Annotated in this window: 12 protein-coding genes and 2 pseudogenes; 12 read left to right on the forward strand and 2 right to left on the reverse strand. The window is 48.6% G+C overall.

From position 1 onward, the window contains the following. Window positions 1–166 precede the first annotated feature (166 nt). Window positions 167–1,222 (forward strand): aspartate/glutamate racemase family protein, encoded by a 1,056-nt coding sequence (locus tag ATN88_RS13635; RefSeq protein WP_067416784.1) that lies wholly within the window; start codon window positions 167–169, stop codon window positions 1,220–1,222. A gap of 80 nt (window positions 1,223–1,302) precedes the next feature. Here the strand turns inward: ATN88_RS13635 and ATN88_RS13640 are convergent, their stop codons facing one another. Next, a complete protein-coding gene (locus ATN88_RS13640) occupies window positions 1,303–2,301 on the reverse strand; it encodes a substrate-binding domain-containing protein (protein ID WP_067416787.1) in 999 nt (332 codons plus the stop codon). 274 nt (window positions 2,302–2,575) lie between these two features. Here ATN88_RS13640 and ATN88_RS13645 point away from each other — a divergent pair. Together ATN88_RS13645 and yidZ are read left to right on the forward strand one after the other, a co-directional pair. Beyond that, window positions 2,576–3,735 (forward strand): annotated as a pseudogene (locus ATN88_RS13645) (MdtL family multidrug efflux MFS transporter). A 24-nt stretch (window positions 3,736–3,759) separates the two neighbouring features. After that, complete coding sequence (gene yidZ / locus ATN88_RS13650) at window positions 3,760–4,722, forward strand: HTH-type transcriptional regulator YidZ (protein WP_067416790.1); 963 nt, start codon at window positions 3,760–3,762, stop codon at window positions 4,720–4,722. 142 nt (window positions 4,723–4,864) lie between these two features. Here yidZ and ATN88_RS13655 read toward each other — a convergent pair whose 3' ends face one another. Next, window positions 4,865–5,548: a nitroreductase family protein gene (locus tag ATN88_RS13655; protein ID WP_067416793.1), complete on the reverse strand. Its 684-nt coding sequence runs from the start codon at window positions 5,546–5,548 to the stop codon at window positions 4,865–4,867. Between the two features lie 330 nt (window positions 5,549–5,878). On the opposite strand from ATN88_RS13655, the gene ATN88_RS13660 reads away from it, so the two are divergent. From ATN88_RS13660 to ATN88_RS13695, 9 genes and pseudogenes are all read left to right on the forward strand, one after another. Continuing rightward, the gene (locus tag ATN88_RS13660; protein WP_067416796.1) at window positions 5,879–7,126 is read left to right on the forward strand and encodes an MFS transporter; all 1,248 of its coding nucleotides are present in this window, start codon (window positions 5,879–5,881) and stop codon (window positions 7,124–7,126) included. A 29-nt stretch (window positions 7,127–7,155) separates the two neighbouring features. Further along, entirely contained in the window at window positions 7,156–7,854 is a 699-nt protein-coding gene (locus ATN88_RS13665; RefSeq protein ID WP_067416800.1) for an acyl-CoA dehydrogenase family protein, read from the forward strand. 41 nt (window positions 7,855–7,895) lie between these two features. After that, complete coding sequence (locus ATN88_RS13670; RefSeq protein ID WP_232313263.1) at window positions 7,896–8,303, forward strand: acyl-CoA dehydrogenase family protein; 408 nt, start codon at window positions 7,896–7,898, stop codon at window positions 8,301–8,303. A gap of 36 nt (window positions 8,304–8,339) precedes the next feature. After that, the gene (locus tag ATN88_RS13675) at window positions 8,340–9,923 is read left to right on the forward strand and encodes an acyl CoA:acetate/3-ketoacid CoA transferase (protein ID WP_067416809.1); all 1,584 of its coding nucleotides are present in this window, start codon (window positions 8,340–8,342) and stop codon (window positions 9,921–9,923) included. A 108-nt stretch (window positions 9,924–10,031) separates the two neighbouring features. Then, window positions 10,032–10,211 carry a hypothetical protein gene (locus ATN88_RS13680; RefSeq protein WP_067416813.1) on the forward strand — a complete coding sequence of 60 codons (180 nt, stop codon included), beginning with the start codon at window positions 10,032–10,034 and terminating at the stop codon, window positions 10,209–10,211. 38 nt (window positions 10,212–10,249) lie between these two features. After that, window positions 10,250–11,121 (forward strand): annotated as a pseudogene (locus ATN88_RS27400) (dihydroxyacetone kinase subunit DhaK); the annotation flags it as partial. Beyond that, window positions 11,104–11,847, forward strand: coding sequence for a DAK2 domain-containing protein (locus ATN88_RS27405; RefSeq protein ID WP_232313265.1), 744 nt, complete (start codon window positions 11,104–11,106; stop codon window positions 11,845–11,847). The pseudogene ATN88_RS27400 and the gene ATN88_RS27405, both read left to right, overlap by 18 nt. Before the next feature lie 27 nt (window positions 11,848–11,874). Beyond that, window positions 11,875–12,957, forward strand: a complete 1,083-nt coding sequence (locus tag ATN88_RS13690) for a glycerol dehydrogenase (RefSeq protein ID WP_067416816.1) — start codon at window positions 11,875–11,877, stop codon at window positions 12,955–12,957. Between the two features lie 170 nt (window positions 12,958–13,127). Then, complete coding sequence (locus ATN88_RS13695; protein ID WP_067416819.1) at window positions 13,128–14,924, forward strand: helix-turn-helix domain-containing protein; 1,797 nt, start codon at window positions 13,128–13,130, stop codon at window positions 14,922–14,924. The last annotated feature ends 140 nt before the right edge of the window (window positions 14,925–15,064 follow it).

The raw sequence follows: 15,064 nt of genomic DNA on the forward strand, positions 1-15,064 counted from the left end.
GCCCTATTCCTTCGTTGTTCTCGGCATCACATTCCCCCAGGAGATTCGCCCACACCAACTTGCGTCATTTTGATGATAAAAATGCACCTTTCGAAAGCTCAGTGGTGGGTTTTCGCAGGACGGCTTTGCGTGCGCGTTTCTCCAAGAAGTTGTAACAGGAAAAGCAATGAAACAAAGAATAGGGATTATCGGTGGCTTGGGTAACGAAGCCATGGTCGACCTCGTGAACAAAATCGCCAGCTACCCAAACCATGTTGAACATGAATATGTGGTATTTGGTAACTCTCGCCTTGCTTACAAACCCGAAGAAGTGGTACAAAAATGGTTGCCGACAGATCCACCAGAGTTGCGCAAGTACGACACCGCGCTGTATACGCTAAGATTGATGCAACACCTGGGCGCAACGGCAATGGGTCTAGCATGTAACAGCGCGCATGAACTGTTCCGTGACATCGTTGCAGACATTCCTGTTCCTTTTATCGACATGCTGAAAGAAACAGCAGCCACAGAGCAGGGGCAAACCGAAGATATTCTGGTGATGGGTGTTACGAGCCTGATGGAATCAGGTTTGTATCAACAGGCGTTGTCGGAATGCGGCGTGTCGTCTTTCTCGCCAAGCGCACAGAACCAACCAAAAGTGATGGATGCGATATACAACTCTGAGTTCGGCATTAAAACTGCGCAAATTACGCCGCAAGCGGAGCAACTTTTATGTGATGTGATCACGGATGAAGCGTCGCGCTCGTCATTCAAGAAAGTCGTTTTGGGATGTACCGAATTGCCTTTGGTACTGACACCAAGCAATGTCGCGCGCTTCAAAGCAAACGGCATGATCCCTGACTACATCGAGGTGATTGATGCATCTATGGTCTTGGCGACCCAATTGGTAAATGCACAAGGTCAGGCTTATGAGCTGGATGTGCCAATGGCATCATTCCGTCGCGAGAATCTGGATTGGTTCTTGCCGTTTGCCGTTGAAGTGACGTCTTTAGCGTCCATAGCAGAGGTACAAAACCGCATTTTTGCGCTGACGGCGCAGTACGCAAAATCGCAGAACAAAGCGATCACTGGCAGCTACGCGCATTTACCTACGCTGTTCTTTTCTAAAGAAGCGGCAGATGTAAAAGAGAAACTGATTCAATTAGACATTGAGCCAATCGCAGAAGACAAACTCACAGACCAACGAGTATTAGATGCGTTAGCGCAGCACTTCGCGGAATAAATTGAGTGCCAGAAATAAAAAGCACCGCTATTTAGCGGTGCTTTTTTGTATTCAGTGCGAATTGCTTTACTCGATGCGAATTAAAGTGACGCGACGGAGTTTCGGCGAACTAAGGTCGGAGAGAAAATCGCCGTTTCGTCTTCGATATCTTGCTTTTTCGATAACGCCAGAGCCAATCGAGACGCACGTTCTGCCATCATTTCGATTGGGTAACGAATCGTTGTGAGGCTAGGGTGAACGAAGCGTGCAATTAAGCCATCATCAAAACCAACAATCGACATTTTACTTGGGACTGGAATGCCATTTTGATCCAGTGCGGCCAGCGCGCCGGCTGCCATGTAGTCGTTGTAAGCCACAACTGCAGTGATATTTAGCGATTTACTCAGCAGGTTGGTCATGGCCGTTTCGCCGCCATCACTACTAACTTCGCCATATTCGACGTAGCTTTTACTCAATGAGATGCCATTGTCTTGAAGTGCAGCAAGGTAGCCCTCAAGACGTTGATCGGTATCTTCGATATCTTGAGAAGAAGCTATACAGGCGATGTTTTTGTGGCCGTGTCGGATCAGGAATTCTGTCGCCAGATACGCGCCTTTACGGTTATCCAACGCAATACAGCGTTCTGCGATTTGCGGGATATGGCGGTTAATGATCACCATGCCTTTCACTTCTTGCGCGTAGCCAATCAGTTCTTCATCTGACAGGCCTTTAGCGTGGACGATAATGGCTTCACAGCGAGCATTAATCAGAAGCTCTAGCGCGTGTCGTTCATCGTCTGCTTTGTGGTAACCGTTACCAATCAGAATGTGTTTGCCGTTTTCACGCGCAACCTGATCGATAGCTTTAATCATGCTGCCGAAAAAGGGGTCGGAGACATCAGCCACCAAGACACCAACCGTGTTAGTGCTTTGACTGACAAGCGCACGCGCAGCCGCATTCGGACGGTAGCCGAGTTTTTTCATCGCCAAGCTGACCGAGTCTATTGATGACTGGCTAGCTTTTGGTGATTTGTTGATGACGCGTGAAACTGTTGCAACCGAAACGCCTGCTTCCCTTGCCACATCTTTGATTGTTGCCATTTTGCATCCCCTTAAACGAACGCCTCATTAAACACTGCCCGTGTAAACATCGCAAACTATACCGATTTTGAGTGCCCAGAAATGCAAGTTACTCCTTATTTTCACTGGGCTTCGAGGAAGTGATAACGATTACAAATAGGATGATTGTATAAGGGAGAGCTAATGAGTATAAACTGAGCTAAATGTCGAAATGGGAAAGTGCTGATGTCGTAAATGGCACTCGATATTGGTGGGTTGGCTGATTACTATCTCGCAACTTTTTCAGGAGATATAAATGGCTCGGTTTCTGCTTTGCGCCTTTGCGCTTGTTCTTCTCTATCCGACCGCGATTGATTTGTACTTGGTCGGCCTTCCTCAAATCGCTGCGGATCTGAATGCATCAGAGTCCACATTGCACATGGCGTTTTCTATTTATCTGGCAGGAATGGCGACAACTATGTTGTTTGCTGGGCGTCTTTCTGACGCGATCGGACGAAAGCCCATTGTCATTTTCGGTGCTGTCGTGTTCGTTTTTTCCTCTGTTTTGGGTGGGGCGGCCGAATCAACCGACGCGTTTCTTATTGCAAGGTTCTTGCAGGGGGTTGGCGCGGGATCTTGTTACGTTGTGGCATTTGCATCTTACGTGATGCGCTCGATGAAAAGCGTCTCGCAAAAGTTCTGTCCATGCTGAACGGTATTACGTGTATTGTGCCAGTGATTGCACCGGTGGTCGGCTACGCCATCATGATTTACTTCCCGTGGCAGTCGCTGTTCACCACTATGGCGGGTATGGGGGTGTTGGTGTTAGTGCTTTCTACTTTTGTGCTTAAAGAGAGCAACCAAAACAGAAGGGGTGCAGAGCGTCATTCCGATGTGAGCGAAGCAAATGCCAATTTGACCATCAATGAACCGCTGACAGCTCCGCTCTTTTTGAGCCGCTTGGTGATCACTTCTATCGGTGTCACGGTCATTTTGACGTTTGTTAACGTTTCTCCCATGTTAATCATGGGTGAGTTGGGGCTAGATCGCGGAGGATATTCGCTGACAATGGCCGCGACAGCATTGGTGAGCATGGTGGTGTCGTTTTCTGCGCCTGTTGCTTTGTCCTATTTCAAGCCCCGAACCATGATGCTGGCTTCGCAAACAGTTTTTGCAATCGCCGCTACTTTGCTGGCCCTCGCATACACGGGTGCAGCAAACTCGATGTTCTATTTCATTGGTTTTGGCGGCGTGTGTACTGGCTTTGCCGTGGGGTTTGGTGCAACCATGAGCCAAGCATTGAGTGGGTTTACACGTCGAGCAGGGCTGGCAAGCTCAGTGCTGGGTATTTCTCAGGTAGTTTGCTCGGCAACCTTTATCTGGCTTATGGGCAAGTTCCATTTTGACGCAGCAACCATGTTGATTGTCATTTTGATGGTAAGTGCTGTGGTAGCTTTGCCCTTATTCTTGGTGTGACGCCAAAGGAAACGCAAAATAACAATGAAGAAATCCCTGTCTCGTCTTGATCTGAACCTGCTGGTAACCCTGCAACTCTTGTTGCAGGAGTTAAGCGTGACGCGTACTGCGAAAAAGCTCAACGTCACACCTTCATCAGTCAGTAAGTCCTTGAACAAACTTCGCGATTGGTTTCACGATCCGCTTTTCGTGAAAACGCCCAATGGATTGAAACCCACGCCGTTGGCGCAGTCGATGGCACAGGATTTATCTGATTGGCTTCACATTGGCAGCCAGCTAGTCGATCGCCGTTGCGAAGAAGTGTCAAAAGGGGTGAAGTTTCACCTCTGTATTGAATCCCCGTTGTTGCTGATCCATCTTAATGCGCTTAGTTCGTGCATTCGTTCTTCTTACCCGGATGCAACCATCAAAACCTCTAACTGGGATTATGATTCGCTAGACGCCATCATCAGTGGTGACGCAGATATCGGTTTTACCGGGCGAGAGAGTCATCCTAGATCGCGAGAATCACTGAGTTTACTGCCGTATTTTATCTACCATGAGGTGATTTTTGCAGATTTGCCTGTGGTGTATATGCGTGATGACCATCCTGCGTTGAACGAACCTTGGACGCTGGATACTTTCCTTCAATACGCGCACATCAATATCGTGTGGGAGAAAAGCGAAACCTGGGCGTTGGATGATGTCTTAAGCGAACTGGGCAGGCAGCGTAAAGTGGCGTTGACTCTGTCTAGCTTTGAACAGTCGCTTTACATGGCGTCGCAACCGGGACATGAGATGTTTACCACTGCTCCCGCGTATTGCCAGCAGTATGCCAGAACCTTGCATCCAAATTTGGTGTGTAAACCGATTCCCGTGTCGCCAGAAATGCAGGAAAAGCTGACGATTCCGTTCACGTTAATTTGGCACAAGCGTAATGCACACAATCCCCGAATTAAATGGCTCAAAGAGACCATAAAGTCGCTGTATAACCAAAGCAAAATATAAAAAAACCGCCCGAGGGAGGGCGGCAACTTTAATATGGTATGTAGTGCTGTGAGTTCTTCCTTGAACTCAGTTGTTATCATTATGACGCTGACGCATTCTGGGTTAGTGTCAAAATGGTCAGGTGTCCTTTGAGTTATGGATATTAGTGTTCTTTGATGACTTCACTCAGTTCAACGCGCATGCGAGGGCCGTAAACACCCTCTGGACGGCGTTTACCACAACTTACCACCATACAAACGTCCGCTTCTTTTGGCAGACCCAGTAGTTCTTTTACTTTGTCTTCTTCGTAGCCTTCCATTGGGCAAGAGTCATAGCCTTCTTCTGACAGTGCGTACATGAAGGTCATAGCCGCTAGAGCGGCACTTTTGTTCAAAATGACGCGCACATCTTCTTTGCGCAGACGGTCGCCTTCTTCGCCCGCTAGGCCTTTGTATTCAATCATTCCTTCACCTGCATACAGGAAAGGCATGTCTTTTTCGTAGTAAGCAAACACGTGCTCTGGTGTATTTGGCTTAGACGCAAACGCATTGCGAATCACTTGCGCGTTCATGTCTGCGCGCTGTTTCCATTTCTGCGGTGTGGTGACGAATGCTACTAATTCGTTTGCAGTTTTCGCTGCGTTTTGCCCCAAACAGCACGCTTTCATAGCCTCCAGTTTTTCTGGGCTTCTTACGCGGTGGAATTCCCACATCTGCATGTTAGAGCTGTTTGGTGCAAGAGTAGAAAGCTCCAGCGCACGCTCTACGACTTTAGGGTCGAAATCGAATTCTTGGTCATATTTACGGATCGCTCGGCGATATTGAACGATATCGGTGAAGTTCTTCATCTCTTGTTATTCCTTTATTCAAATTTGATATCTGATGACGCTGCAAAATGTATCAGTTTGAATAAGTCAAAATGAAAACTTTTTATATGTTTCATTTGTGAAACCGAAACGGTTCACTGAGCGTTCAAAATGACCATTTTGACGCGGTAATTCGATCTTAATTTGAACTTGATCACTCTAAATGACTGATTTGAATGGGTCGAAATGACGTTTTGGGTATTGAGTCAAATATTAATATTCCACTTTGAATTATTCCTTATAAAAAATATGGCATTCCACAATGATGCATCTCGTCAGGTAAATAATCGTTAATCTCAAGGAAACTTCAAAATGACTAGTGATGCAAAAATCCCAGCCAGAGGTTGGGCAATAGTTTGGATTGCTTGGCTGGCATTTATGGTCGCCAACTTATCTAACTTCGCGTTTGGCGTGATTCTTCCAGACATGCGAAATGACATTGGCTTCGATCTAGAAACAGCAGGTTGGCTAAGTGCTATCGCATGGGTAGGTAAAGGTCTTCTAACCATCCCAATCATCTGCTTCATCAGTAAAGGAAAACCAAAAACTGTTTTATTTGGCATCTTCGTTCTCCTTGGCATCGGGATGATCATGCAGGGCTACGCGACTAACGTCACCATGCTCTTCGTCGGTCGACTGTTTGTTATGGGTGTAGCTGCCGGCATCGTTTCTGTACTCGTGGTTTTCAAGATCCAATGGATCCCGAAAGAGAAGCTTGGCTCTATCAACGGCGTCGAAATGTTCACCGGTCCTGCGGGCCAAATGTTAGGCACAGCGGCATTCCCAATGTTCCTGGCAATGATGGCTGGCTGGCGTGAAGTGATGATCGTCATGGGTGTATTCGCGCTGATTCTGGCTGCGCTTTGGATGGTGGTTGCGAAAGACAACTCTGAGGGCGAAACCAAACCTTACGAACAAGTCCCTGTACTTCAGCCTCTGAAAGAAGCACTGCAATACAAAAATACTTGGATTCTTGCAATTGCGTGGCCGATGACGTCACTGACTTGGATTGCAGTTTACACCTTCTGGCCAACCTACGCGGTTGAGAGTTTGAACCTGTCTATCGCAGAAGCGGGCATGGTACTGGGTCTGCTGCCAATTGGTTCTGCGATTGCGTGTCTGGTCTCTCCTGTGATTGCGCAGAAGTGGGGTTATGACAAGCCATTGATTGTTGCTTCTGGTGTGGTTCTGCCTGTTGCGTACTACAGCCTGATGCTGACTAACAATGTCCTGCTGCTCTCTGCTGCAACGTTCATCGCAGGTTACGCCGCTTACAACTTCGTACCACTGGCGTTCACCACACTGTACAAGACCGACATGTCGCCTCGCGCAGTGTCTATGGGTACGGGCTTCATCTTCTCACTGGTTGGCCTAGGCGGCGCAGCGGGTGGTGCAGCAACGGGTTGGTTAGGTGCGCAATATGGTCTTGAAACTGCATTGTCGTTGACCTGTATCACGCCTGGATTCTTCGCTGTTCTGACCATGTTCCTGACTGAAACAGGCTGGAAAGCAGAGCAGAAGAACAAAGCGCAAGAAAATTTAGAAAAAGAACCCGCTTAATCAATATTCCAATAGACGGAAGGTAAGAAATGAACTTTCTACTCGATAAAGAACATCAGGCAATTTTCGAAAAAGCGAAAGCTTACAGCCTTGAGTGCCTTGCACCTGTTGCCCTTGAACTGGAATCAAATCCAGAGCTGTTAAAAGCAAAAATGAAAGAGATGGCGGAGCACGGATTCTACGGTCTGGGCATCCCAAAAGAGATGGGTGGCAAGGGTTACAACTACCTGCAAATGTCTCTGGTTTATGAAGGTCTGGCACATGGCAGCGGCATCATGTCATTCCTGCTCCAGCTTCAAAATAACATCAACATGGAAATCGCGACTTTCTACGAAGGTATCGATGAAGAAATTTTGAAGGTCGTTCCAGACTTAGCGAATGGTAACAAAACCACCGCGTTTGCTCTGACTGAAAGCGCATCAGGTTGCGATCCATCTGCGACGGAAGCTTACGCAGAGCTGGATGGCGATGTTTACCGCATCCAAGGTACCAAAGACTGGATCACTAACGCAAAAGACGCTGACTACTTCAACGTCATGGTGAAAGACGGCAAAGACAGCAAGAACATGATCATGCTGTTTGTACCAGCAGATACCAAGGGTCTGCGTTACCTGGAAAACCGCGAGCGCATGATTGGTAACGGTATGTTTGTTGGCGGCCTTGAGTTTGATAACTGCGTCGTGCCAAAAGCAAACCTGCTGTCGGCAGACGGTTTCAAAGAAGCCTGAAAGCAATCGACGTTGCACGTGTATTTACGCCAGCAATCGCTATCGGCGTCGCACAACACGCGGTGGATTCAGTGAGCGAGTACTTAGGTCAGCGTGAGTCATTCGGTAAGCCAATTCTGACTAACCAAGGCGTTCAATGGCAACTAGCTGAAATGGCAACAAAAATCGAAGCGGCTCGCTGCCTGCTTTACAAAACCGCAGCCGTCATGGACAGCGGTGAGCCAGTGGCACTGACCGCGGCAATGAACAAGCTGTTCGCAACCGATGTGGCGATGGATGTCACCGTGAAATGTGCACAACTGTTCGGTGCGGAAGGTTTCATGAAAGATGCGCCAATCGGTCAAGCAATGGCAGTTGCCAAAATGCTGCAAATCGTTGATGGCACCTCTGAGATTCAAAAGATTGTTGTAGGCCGCGGCATCGCTCGCCAATACCTACCACGTCGCTAATTTTCTGAAAGAACTCTACGTATAGGAATAATAAAAATGTCTGCACAAAATAAAATAATGGACGTGAAAGAAGCGATTGACCTGATTAAATCTGGCGATTGCGTTGCTATCAACGGTTTCGGTTCGCTGTGTTTCCCTGAAACGGTTGCGATTGCTCTGGGTAAAAAATTCTTAGAAGAAGGTCAACCACGTGACCTGAGCTACTACTTCGGTGCGGGTCTGGGTGAATCTCAAGAAGGCCGTCTGATCGATGCTATCTCTCACGAAGGTATGGTGCGCCGCGTTGTTGCATCACACTTCATCAAGATGCTTGGCCTGAAAAAACTGGCTGCTGAAAACAAAATCGAAGCCTACAACCTGCCTTACGGTCCAATTAGCCACACTTTCCGTGCTGCAGCGGCAAACCAACCAGGTGTTCTGACGAAAGTTGGTCTGAAAACCTTCGTTGACCCACGTAACAGCCGCGGTGCATTGAACGAGCGTTCTACTGACACGCTGGCAGAGTTGATGGAAATCGGCGGCGAAGAGTACTTGTTCTACAAATCACCAAAAGTCGATGTGGCAATCATCCGTGGTACCACAGTTGACGTGAACGGCAACGTGTCATTCGAACATGAAGCGTTCTACCTTGACCCATACAGCACAGCAATGGCTGCGAAAGCGAACGGCGGTAAGGTCATCGTTCAGGTTGAGCGCGTGTCTGCAACCGCTTCTCACCCACGTACTGTGAAGCTGCCAGCTGCAATCATCGATGCCATCGTGGTTGATGGTGAGCAAATGCAAACCATGATCGAGAAGTACGAACCTGCTTACACCGGTGAGTTCGTAATGCCAGAAGCTGACATCGCGAAGAAACACGAAACCATCGCGCACCTGACATCTGGTAGCGGTAAGAAACCACGTGAACTTCTGCACAAAGTTATCGCGCGTCGTGCAGCGATGGAACTGGCCGACGGCGCGGTTGTAAACCTGGGCATCGGTGTACCTGAGTTGGTACCAGGCCAAGCGAAAGAAATCGGTATGTCTACCAACATGTACCTGACTATCGAAGCGGGTCTGATCGGCGGTACGCCAGTCGGTGGCTTGAGTTTTGGTGCGGTTCTGAACCCAGAAATGTGTCAAGACACGGCGAGCCAGTTCGACCTGTACGACAGCGGCATGCTGGACATCACCTTCGTTGGCGCAATGCAGGTTGATGGCTCAGGTAACGTAAACGTAAGCCGCGCAGGTGACAAGATCATCGGTGTGGGTGGTTTCGTTAACCTGACAGCAAGCGCGAAGAAAGCGGTGTTCTGTTTCCCATTCTCTGGTGGCGGCCTGAAGACCGAAATCGGCAACGGCAAACTGACTATCCATCAAGAAGGTATGTATCCGAAGTTCGTTTCTAGCGTTGATGAAATCTCTGCAAGTGGCGATTTCCGTGCTGAGCAAGGCACAGTAACCATCTACGTCACAGAGCGTTGCGTATTCGAACGTACTCGCGATGGCATGGTTCTGACCGAAATCGCACCGGGTGTGGATATGCAGCGTGACATTCTTGACCAACTGCCGTTCACGCCAATCATCTCTCCTGTACTGAAAGAGATGGATGCACGTTTCTTTAACGAAGACGTTGCATAACTAAAACTCCCGACCTCGAAAGAGTCGGGACCACATTTTTCATCATGCATGCTCCGGGTGAAAGCCCATAATTTCTGGTGTGGAAGCGGCTCGATGAGGTACCCGCGTATGAAAAGTGATTGTTGCTACGAGATGGCGAAAGACATTTTTGTTTGCCATCTAGGAATGACAGAAGGCGAAGCGGAAAAGCAACTGGCGACGATGTTCCAAAACGGCAAATTCGTGTCGACAGCACATTCTTCCCGCGAGAAAAAACTTACGAACTATTCAGATAATAAAAAGGTGTAATCGTGGCTGAACTGATTATCAACAAAAAAGAATCTTGGGTGTCGGACTCTATCGACGGCACGCTCTATACCCAGCGTCTGGGTAACTTGGTTAAGCTTGACTTCAACAACGACATCAAAATTATTGCACGTAACGACTGGAACAAAGACAAAGTTGCCATTATCTGTGGCGGTGGTTCAGGCCACGAGCCAGCACACGCAGGTTTCGTTGGTAAGGGCATGCTAACGGCAGCGGTGTGTGGCGACCTGTTCGCAGCACCAAGTGTCGATGCTGTATTGAACGCTATCGTTCATGTCACTGGCGAGAAAGGCTGTCTGGTTATCATCAAAAACTACACTGGTGACCGTCTGAACTTTGGTTTGGCGTGTGAGAAAGCCAAAGAAATGGGCTACGACGTTGAACTGGTTATCGTGAACGATGACATCTCTATTCCTAACAACCCGAAACCACGTGGTATCGCGGGTACGTTGTTGTGCACAAAGTAGCTGGTCACGTTGCAGAGCAAGGTGGTTCACTGGCTGACGTTAAAACCGCTGCGCAAAAGGCGATTGATAACACTGCAAGTATAGGTATTGCACTGACTAGCTGTTCACTGCCAGGTGACAACAGCGAAAGCCGTATTGCTCGCGGTAAAGCTGAGCTGGGTTTGGGCATTCACGGTGAGTCAGGTATCGAAACGATTGACGTTGCAGAATGCCGCGATTTCGTTGCGCTGATGTCAGACAAACTGCTGGAAGCACGCCCAAGTGCTGAGCACGCAGTACTCATCAACAACCTTGGCGGTCTGTCTCCGATCGAAATGAACGTGGTAGCAAAAGCCGTTGTTGAATCCCAATTGGGTGAAGGCGCAGAAAGCTTTGTAGGTCCTGCGGCACTGATGACGGCCATCGACATGAAAGGTTTCTCTTTGTCACTGCTTCGTCTTGATGATGAACTGCGTGCAGCGTTGGCATCAGAAACAGCGACAGAAGCATGGCCTAGCCTTATCGCGAAACGCGGTTGCCCTGTGGTGGCGTGTGAAAACAAAGCAGCAAAAATTGACTACACCCCAAGCCAAAACGACGCAGTAGCAACGGCGGTTCGCACTGTGTGTGGCACCTTGATTGATTTGGAATCTGAATTAAACCGTCTTGATGCAATTGTCGGTGACGGTGATACAGGTTCAACGTTCGCGGCGGGTGCTCGTAAGGTGCTGGCTGAGCTAGATGCAAACAACCTGCCTTTAAACGAGCCTGCAACCCTACTGAACGTGGTCGCTGAAAAGTTAACAACGGTAATGGGTGGTTCTTCAGGCGTTCTGCTGTCTATCTTCTTCACCGCTGCTGGCCGCCACTTGGCAACAAGCAACGATTTAGTTGCGGCACTGCAAGACGGCTTGGCGCGCATGATGCAATACGGCGGCGCGAAACCAGGCGATCGCACCATGATCGATGCACTGTTCCCGGCATTCAATGCGTGGGCTGAGCAAGGTTTGGAAGGCGCGGCAACGGCAGCACGTGAAGGTGCAGAAGCGACAGCAACCATGCTGAAAGCGAACGCTGGCCGCTCTTCTTACCTGAACAGCGACAGCCTGAACGGCACCAAAGATCCAGGCGCATTCGCAGTTGAATGTGTCTTCGCTTCACTGACTAAATAACACGAATTAATAAAAGGAAAGTCACTCATGGACAAAATTATTATCTCTCCAAGCAAGTACATCCAAGGCGAAGGCGCGCTGGGTAACATCGGTAAATACGTTTCAACCTTTGGTTGTAAACCGTTTGCCATTGCGGATGACTTCGTTATGGCACTGACGCAAGACACGGTTTGCACCAGCTTTGCGGCAAATGAAATGTCTGTTCAGATGGAGCGTTTCAATGGCGAATGTTCACGCCCAGAAATCGAGCGCTTACTTGCACTGGCTGAAGGTATTGAAGCGGATGTGATCATCGGTATCGGTGGCGGTAAAACACTGGATACGGCAAAAGCCATCGCGTTCTATGCAAAACGCCCAGTAGTTGTGGTGCCAACTATCGCATCAACTGACGCACCAACCTCTGCGCTGGCCGTTATCTACACGCCAGAAGGTGAGTTTGCTGAGTACCTGCTGTTCCCGTCAAACCCGAACATGGTCATCATGGATACTGCAATCATCGCGAAAGCACCAGCACGTCTGTTGGTAGCGGGCATGGGTGATGCGCTGTCTACTTGGTTTGAAGCGCGTGCAAACATGACGTCTGGCAAAGCGACCATGGCGGGCGGCGCACCAACACGTTCAGCGCAAGCACTGGCGAAACTGTGTTACGAAACGCTGCTGGCTGACGGTCTGAAAGCGAAAGTAGCAGTGGAAAATGGTGTCTCTACCAAAGCGGTTGAGAACATCATCGAAGCGAACACTTACCTAAGTGGTATCGGTTTCGAATCAAGCGGTCTGGCAGGTGCTCACGCTATCCACAACGGTCTGACCAAACTGGAAGAGTGTCACCACCTGCTGCACGGTGAGAAAGTGGCGTTCGGTACCCTGGTTCAATTGGTGTTGGAAAACGCTGACTACGAAGAAATCCAAACTGTTATCGGTTTCTGCCGTAGCGTTGGTCTGCCAACAAACCTGCACCAAATGGGTGTTGAAGAGCTGGATAACGACAAGCTGATGGAAGTGGCTGAAGCGTCTTGCGCAGAAGGTGAAACCATCCACAACATGCCTTTCCCTGTGACGGCTGAGAAAGTGTTTGCCGCGATTCTAACTGCTCACCAATTAGGTAAGTAATTCGCTGATTTAAAATAAAAAACCTCGGTGCTGCTATGTGGTGCCGAGGTTTTTGATTAGAGTCAAAATGAATGCATTTTGACGGTACAAACCTCTCACTATTGTCACAAAGCGATTTGGAATAAAACCCTACGTATTACAATAGGTTGTCTTTAATTTGAGTTGTTAATATGCGTCGTTCCGGTGACAGATATAAGAAGTGGCAACTTCACACCCAAAACCAGTGGCCTAACAGAAAAGAAGCGCAAGATCCTCTTGTTCAATCGTGGTGGGAAGACCGCCATCTATGTGCGTTTGACTGGCAGATCCAAAAGAAGCCTTCCGCAGATTCACTCCTGAAAAATCGAAACAGTGCGAGTAGCTATTTAGACTACTTATACAGTGCAGAATTGCTTTCTCATCTCGGTGAGGGAGCTGCATGGTGTTTGCTCGATGCAGAAGGCATCGTACTCGCTTTCTTGGCGGCTCCCTCTATGCGTCCGCTGGTGGAAGAGCGGGGCATAGGAGAAGGGTTTAACTTTTCTAAACACTTGGTGGGTACAACGGCGTATTCGTTATCGAAAGAGAAAAACGACTCAGCGTTGCTTTACTGCTTCGAAACCTACAAGAAATCACTTCACGCTTTTGCTTCTGTCTGTGTACCCGTTAGAAATGACCCGCGCGGTTATTCTCTGATGGTGCTGCTCGATGAAGAGCATGAATCCAATCTTACCTTTGCTTTGTCACGCTTGGAGCGTTTAGCGCGTTATCCGTCAGAGAACCTGTCGAAGCTTACTCTCTACGGCAATATTCTCGATGCCTTGCCGCAGATGATATTCGTGTTCAACTCAGAAGGTGTGTTGAGGTTTCGCAATGCACAAGCCAAAAGAAACTCAACCTCCGCGGGTTTGTTGGCCGACGGTGTAACCGTTTTTAACTACGCGTCCTTGATTCAAGCAACAGAATCTTCGCTTGTCCGAGAGTTGCCCGATGCTCGTGTGACGGTATCTGTGAAGAAACAGTACTTGGGTGAGGACACCCTGTGTTTCGTCGATATCAAACACGAATCGGTGAATGACGACGCATGGAAGCATCGCGTCGTTAGCCAGTGCTTAGCAAAGGACAGCTATTTGGAAAAAGCGATAGCGCAGCGTGGTAAGACGGGATTGCGTTTATTCCTGACGTCCGAAGTGGGTTCAGGTGAACGCTATATCGTTAACTTCGTTTCAACGCATCTCAAAGAAAAAGCATTGCATACGCTGGATTGCATGGCGGGTTTTTCTGGCATGGAAACGGCGGCAACAACAAAGGCGCAGTTTACGCATTGCCTTCAACGGGCAAATGGCAATGTCTTGTGCATTGAGAACATTCATTTGTTAGCCCCTGATTTGAAAGGCGCGCTGCTTAAAGTGTTGTCCTCAGGGTTAATCACGGATGCGGATGGAAGCTTAGTCCCACTCAACATCGATTTGATTTGTTGCTCGTCATCTAAATATGACTGGCAAGAGAGCCGCGTGAGTCGTTTGTTGGTGTTGATGCTCGCAGGCATCCAGCTGGATTTAAAGCCACTTTCTGCAGACAAGACACGTTTGGATTTTGCGCTGGAGACAGCGCTTGATGAGCTCTCTGTGAGAGAGAAAAAACACCTCATCGTAGACCGAACCGCGAGAGACGTATTGCTCAATTACCGTTGGCCGGGCAATTTCCTAGAGCTATTCCAAGTGTTGGAAAGTGCAGTGTTGCATTGCTTCAACGACGTCGTGTCTTTGGATGATTTGCCAGAAAGAACAAAGCAACAACCGAAAGGTGGCAAAGGGTTTGCCAACATCATCGAAGCCGAAAGGAGTGCCATCATCATGGCATGGCGGGAGAACGGTGGCCGCGTCACGAAAGTGGCGGACGCGCTGGGACTTAGCCGAACTACCTTGTGGCGAAAAATGAAAAAACTAGAAATAGATCGTCAGTGCTTGGTCGAAGGAAAATATTAAGGATAAACCATGGTTGCATTACATTACGGCATTGCAGACGCAAGGCTGGAAGGCGTTAAATCGCCTGGAATGATTAAGGACTTCATTCGCGTGATGACCAAAATCGGACATTTACCGATGGGTACAGATGGCGTGTTTGT

The organism is Enterovibrio coralii (assembly GCF_001559595.1).
In the GTDB taxonomy this organism is placed as follows: Bacteria; Pseudomonadota; Gammaproteobacteria; order Enterobacterales; family Vibrionaceae; genus Enterovibrio; species Enterovibrio coralii.

What these genes read in the sequence shown, in the direction of transcription:
- ATN88_RS13635 (WP_067416784.1), top strand. Translation starts at nt 167, where the DNA reads ATGAAACAAAGAATAGGGATTATCGGTGGCTTGGGTAACGAAGCCATG.
- ATN88_RS13695 (WP_067416819.1), top strand. Translation starts at nt 13,128, where the DNA reads ATGCGTCGTTCCGGTGACAGATATAAGAAGTGGCAACTTCACACCCAA.
- yidZ (WP_067416790.1), top strand. Translation starts at nt 3,760, where the DNA reads ATGAAGAAATCCCTGTCTCGTCTTGATCTGAACCTGCTGGTAACCCTG.
- ATN88_RS13640 (WP_067416787.1), bottom strand. Translation starts at nt 2,301, where the DNA reads ATGGCAACAATCAAAGATGTGGCAAGGGAAGCAGGCGTTTCGGTTGCA.
- ATN88_RS13660 (WP_067416796.1), top strand. Translation starts at nt 5,879, where the DNA reads ATGACTAGTGATGCAAAAATCCCAGCCAGAGGTTGGGCAATAGTTTGG.
- ATN88_RS13665 (WP_067416800.1), top strand. Translation starts at nt 7,156, where the DNA reads ATGAACTTTCTACTCGATAAAGAACATCAGGCAATTTTCGAAAAAGCG.
- ATN88_RS27405 (WP_232313265.1), top strand. Translation starts at nt 11,104, where the DNA reads ATGAAAGGTTTCTCTTTGTCACTGCTTCGTCTTGATGATGAACTGCGT.
- ATN88_RS13675 (WP_067416809.1), top strand. Translation starts at nt 8,340, where the DNA reads ATGTCTGCACAAAATAAAATAATGGACGTGAAAGAAGCGATTGACCTG.
- ATN88_RS13690 (WP_067416816.1), top strand. Translation starts at nt 11,875, where the DNA reads ATGGACAAAATTATTATCTCTCCAAGCAAGTACATCCAAGGCGAAGGC.
- ATN88_RS13680 (WP_067416813.1), top strand. Translation starts at nt 10,032, where the DNA reads ATGAAAAGTGATTGTTGCTACGAGATGGCGAAAGACATTTTTGTTTGC.
- ATN88_RS13655 (WP_067416793.1), bottom strand. Translation starts at nt 5,548, where the DNA reads ATGAAGAACTTCACCGATATCGTTCAATATCGCCGAGCGATCCGTAAA.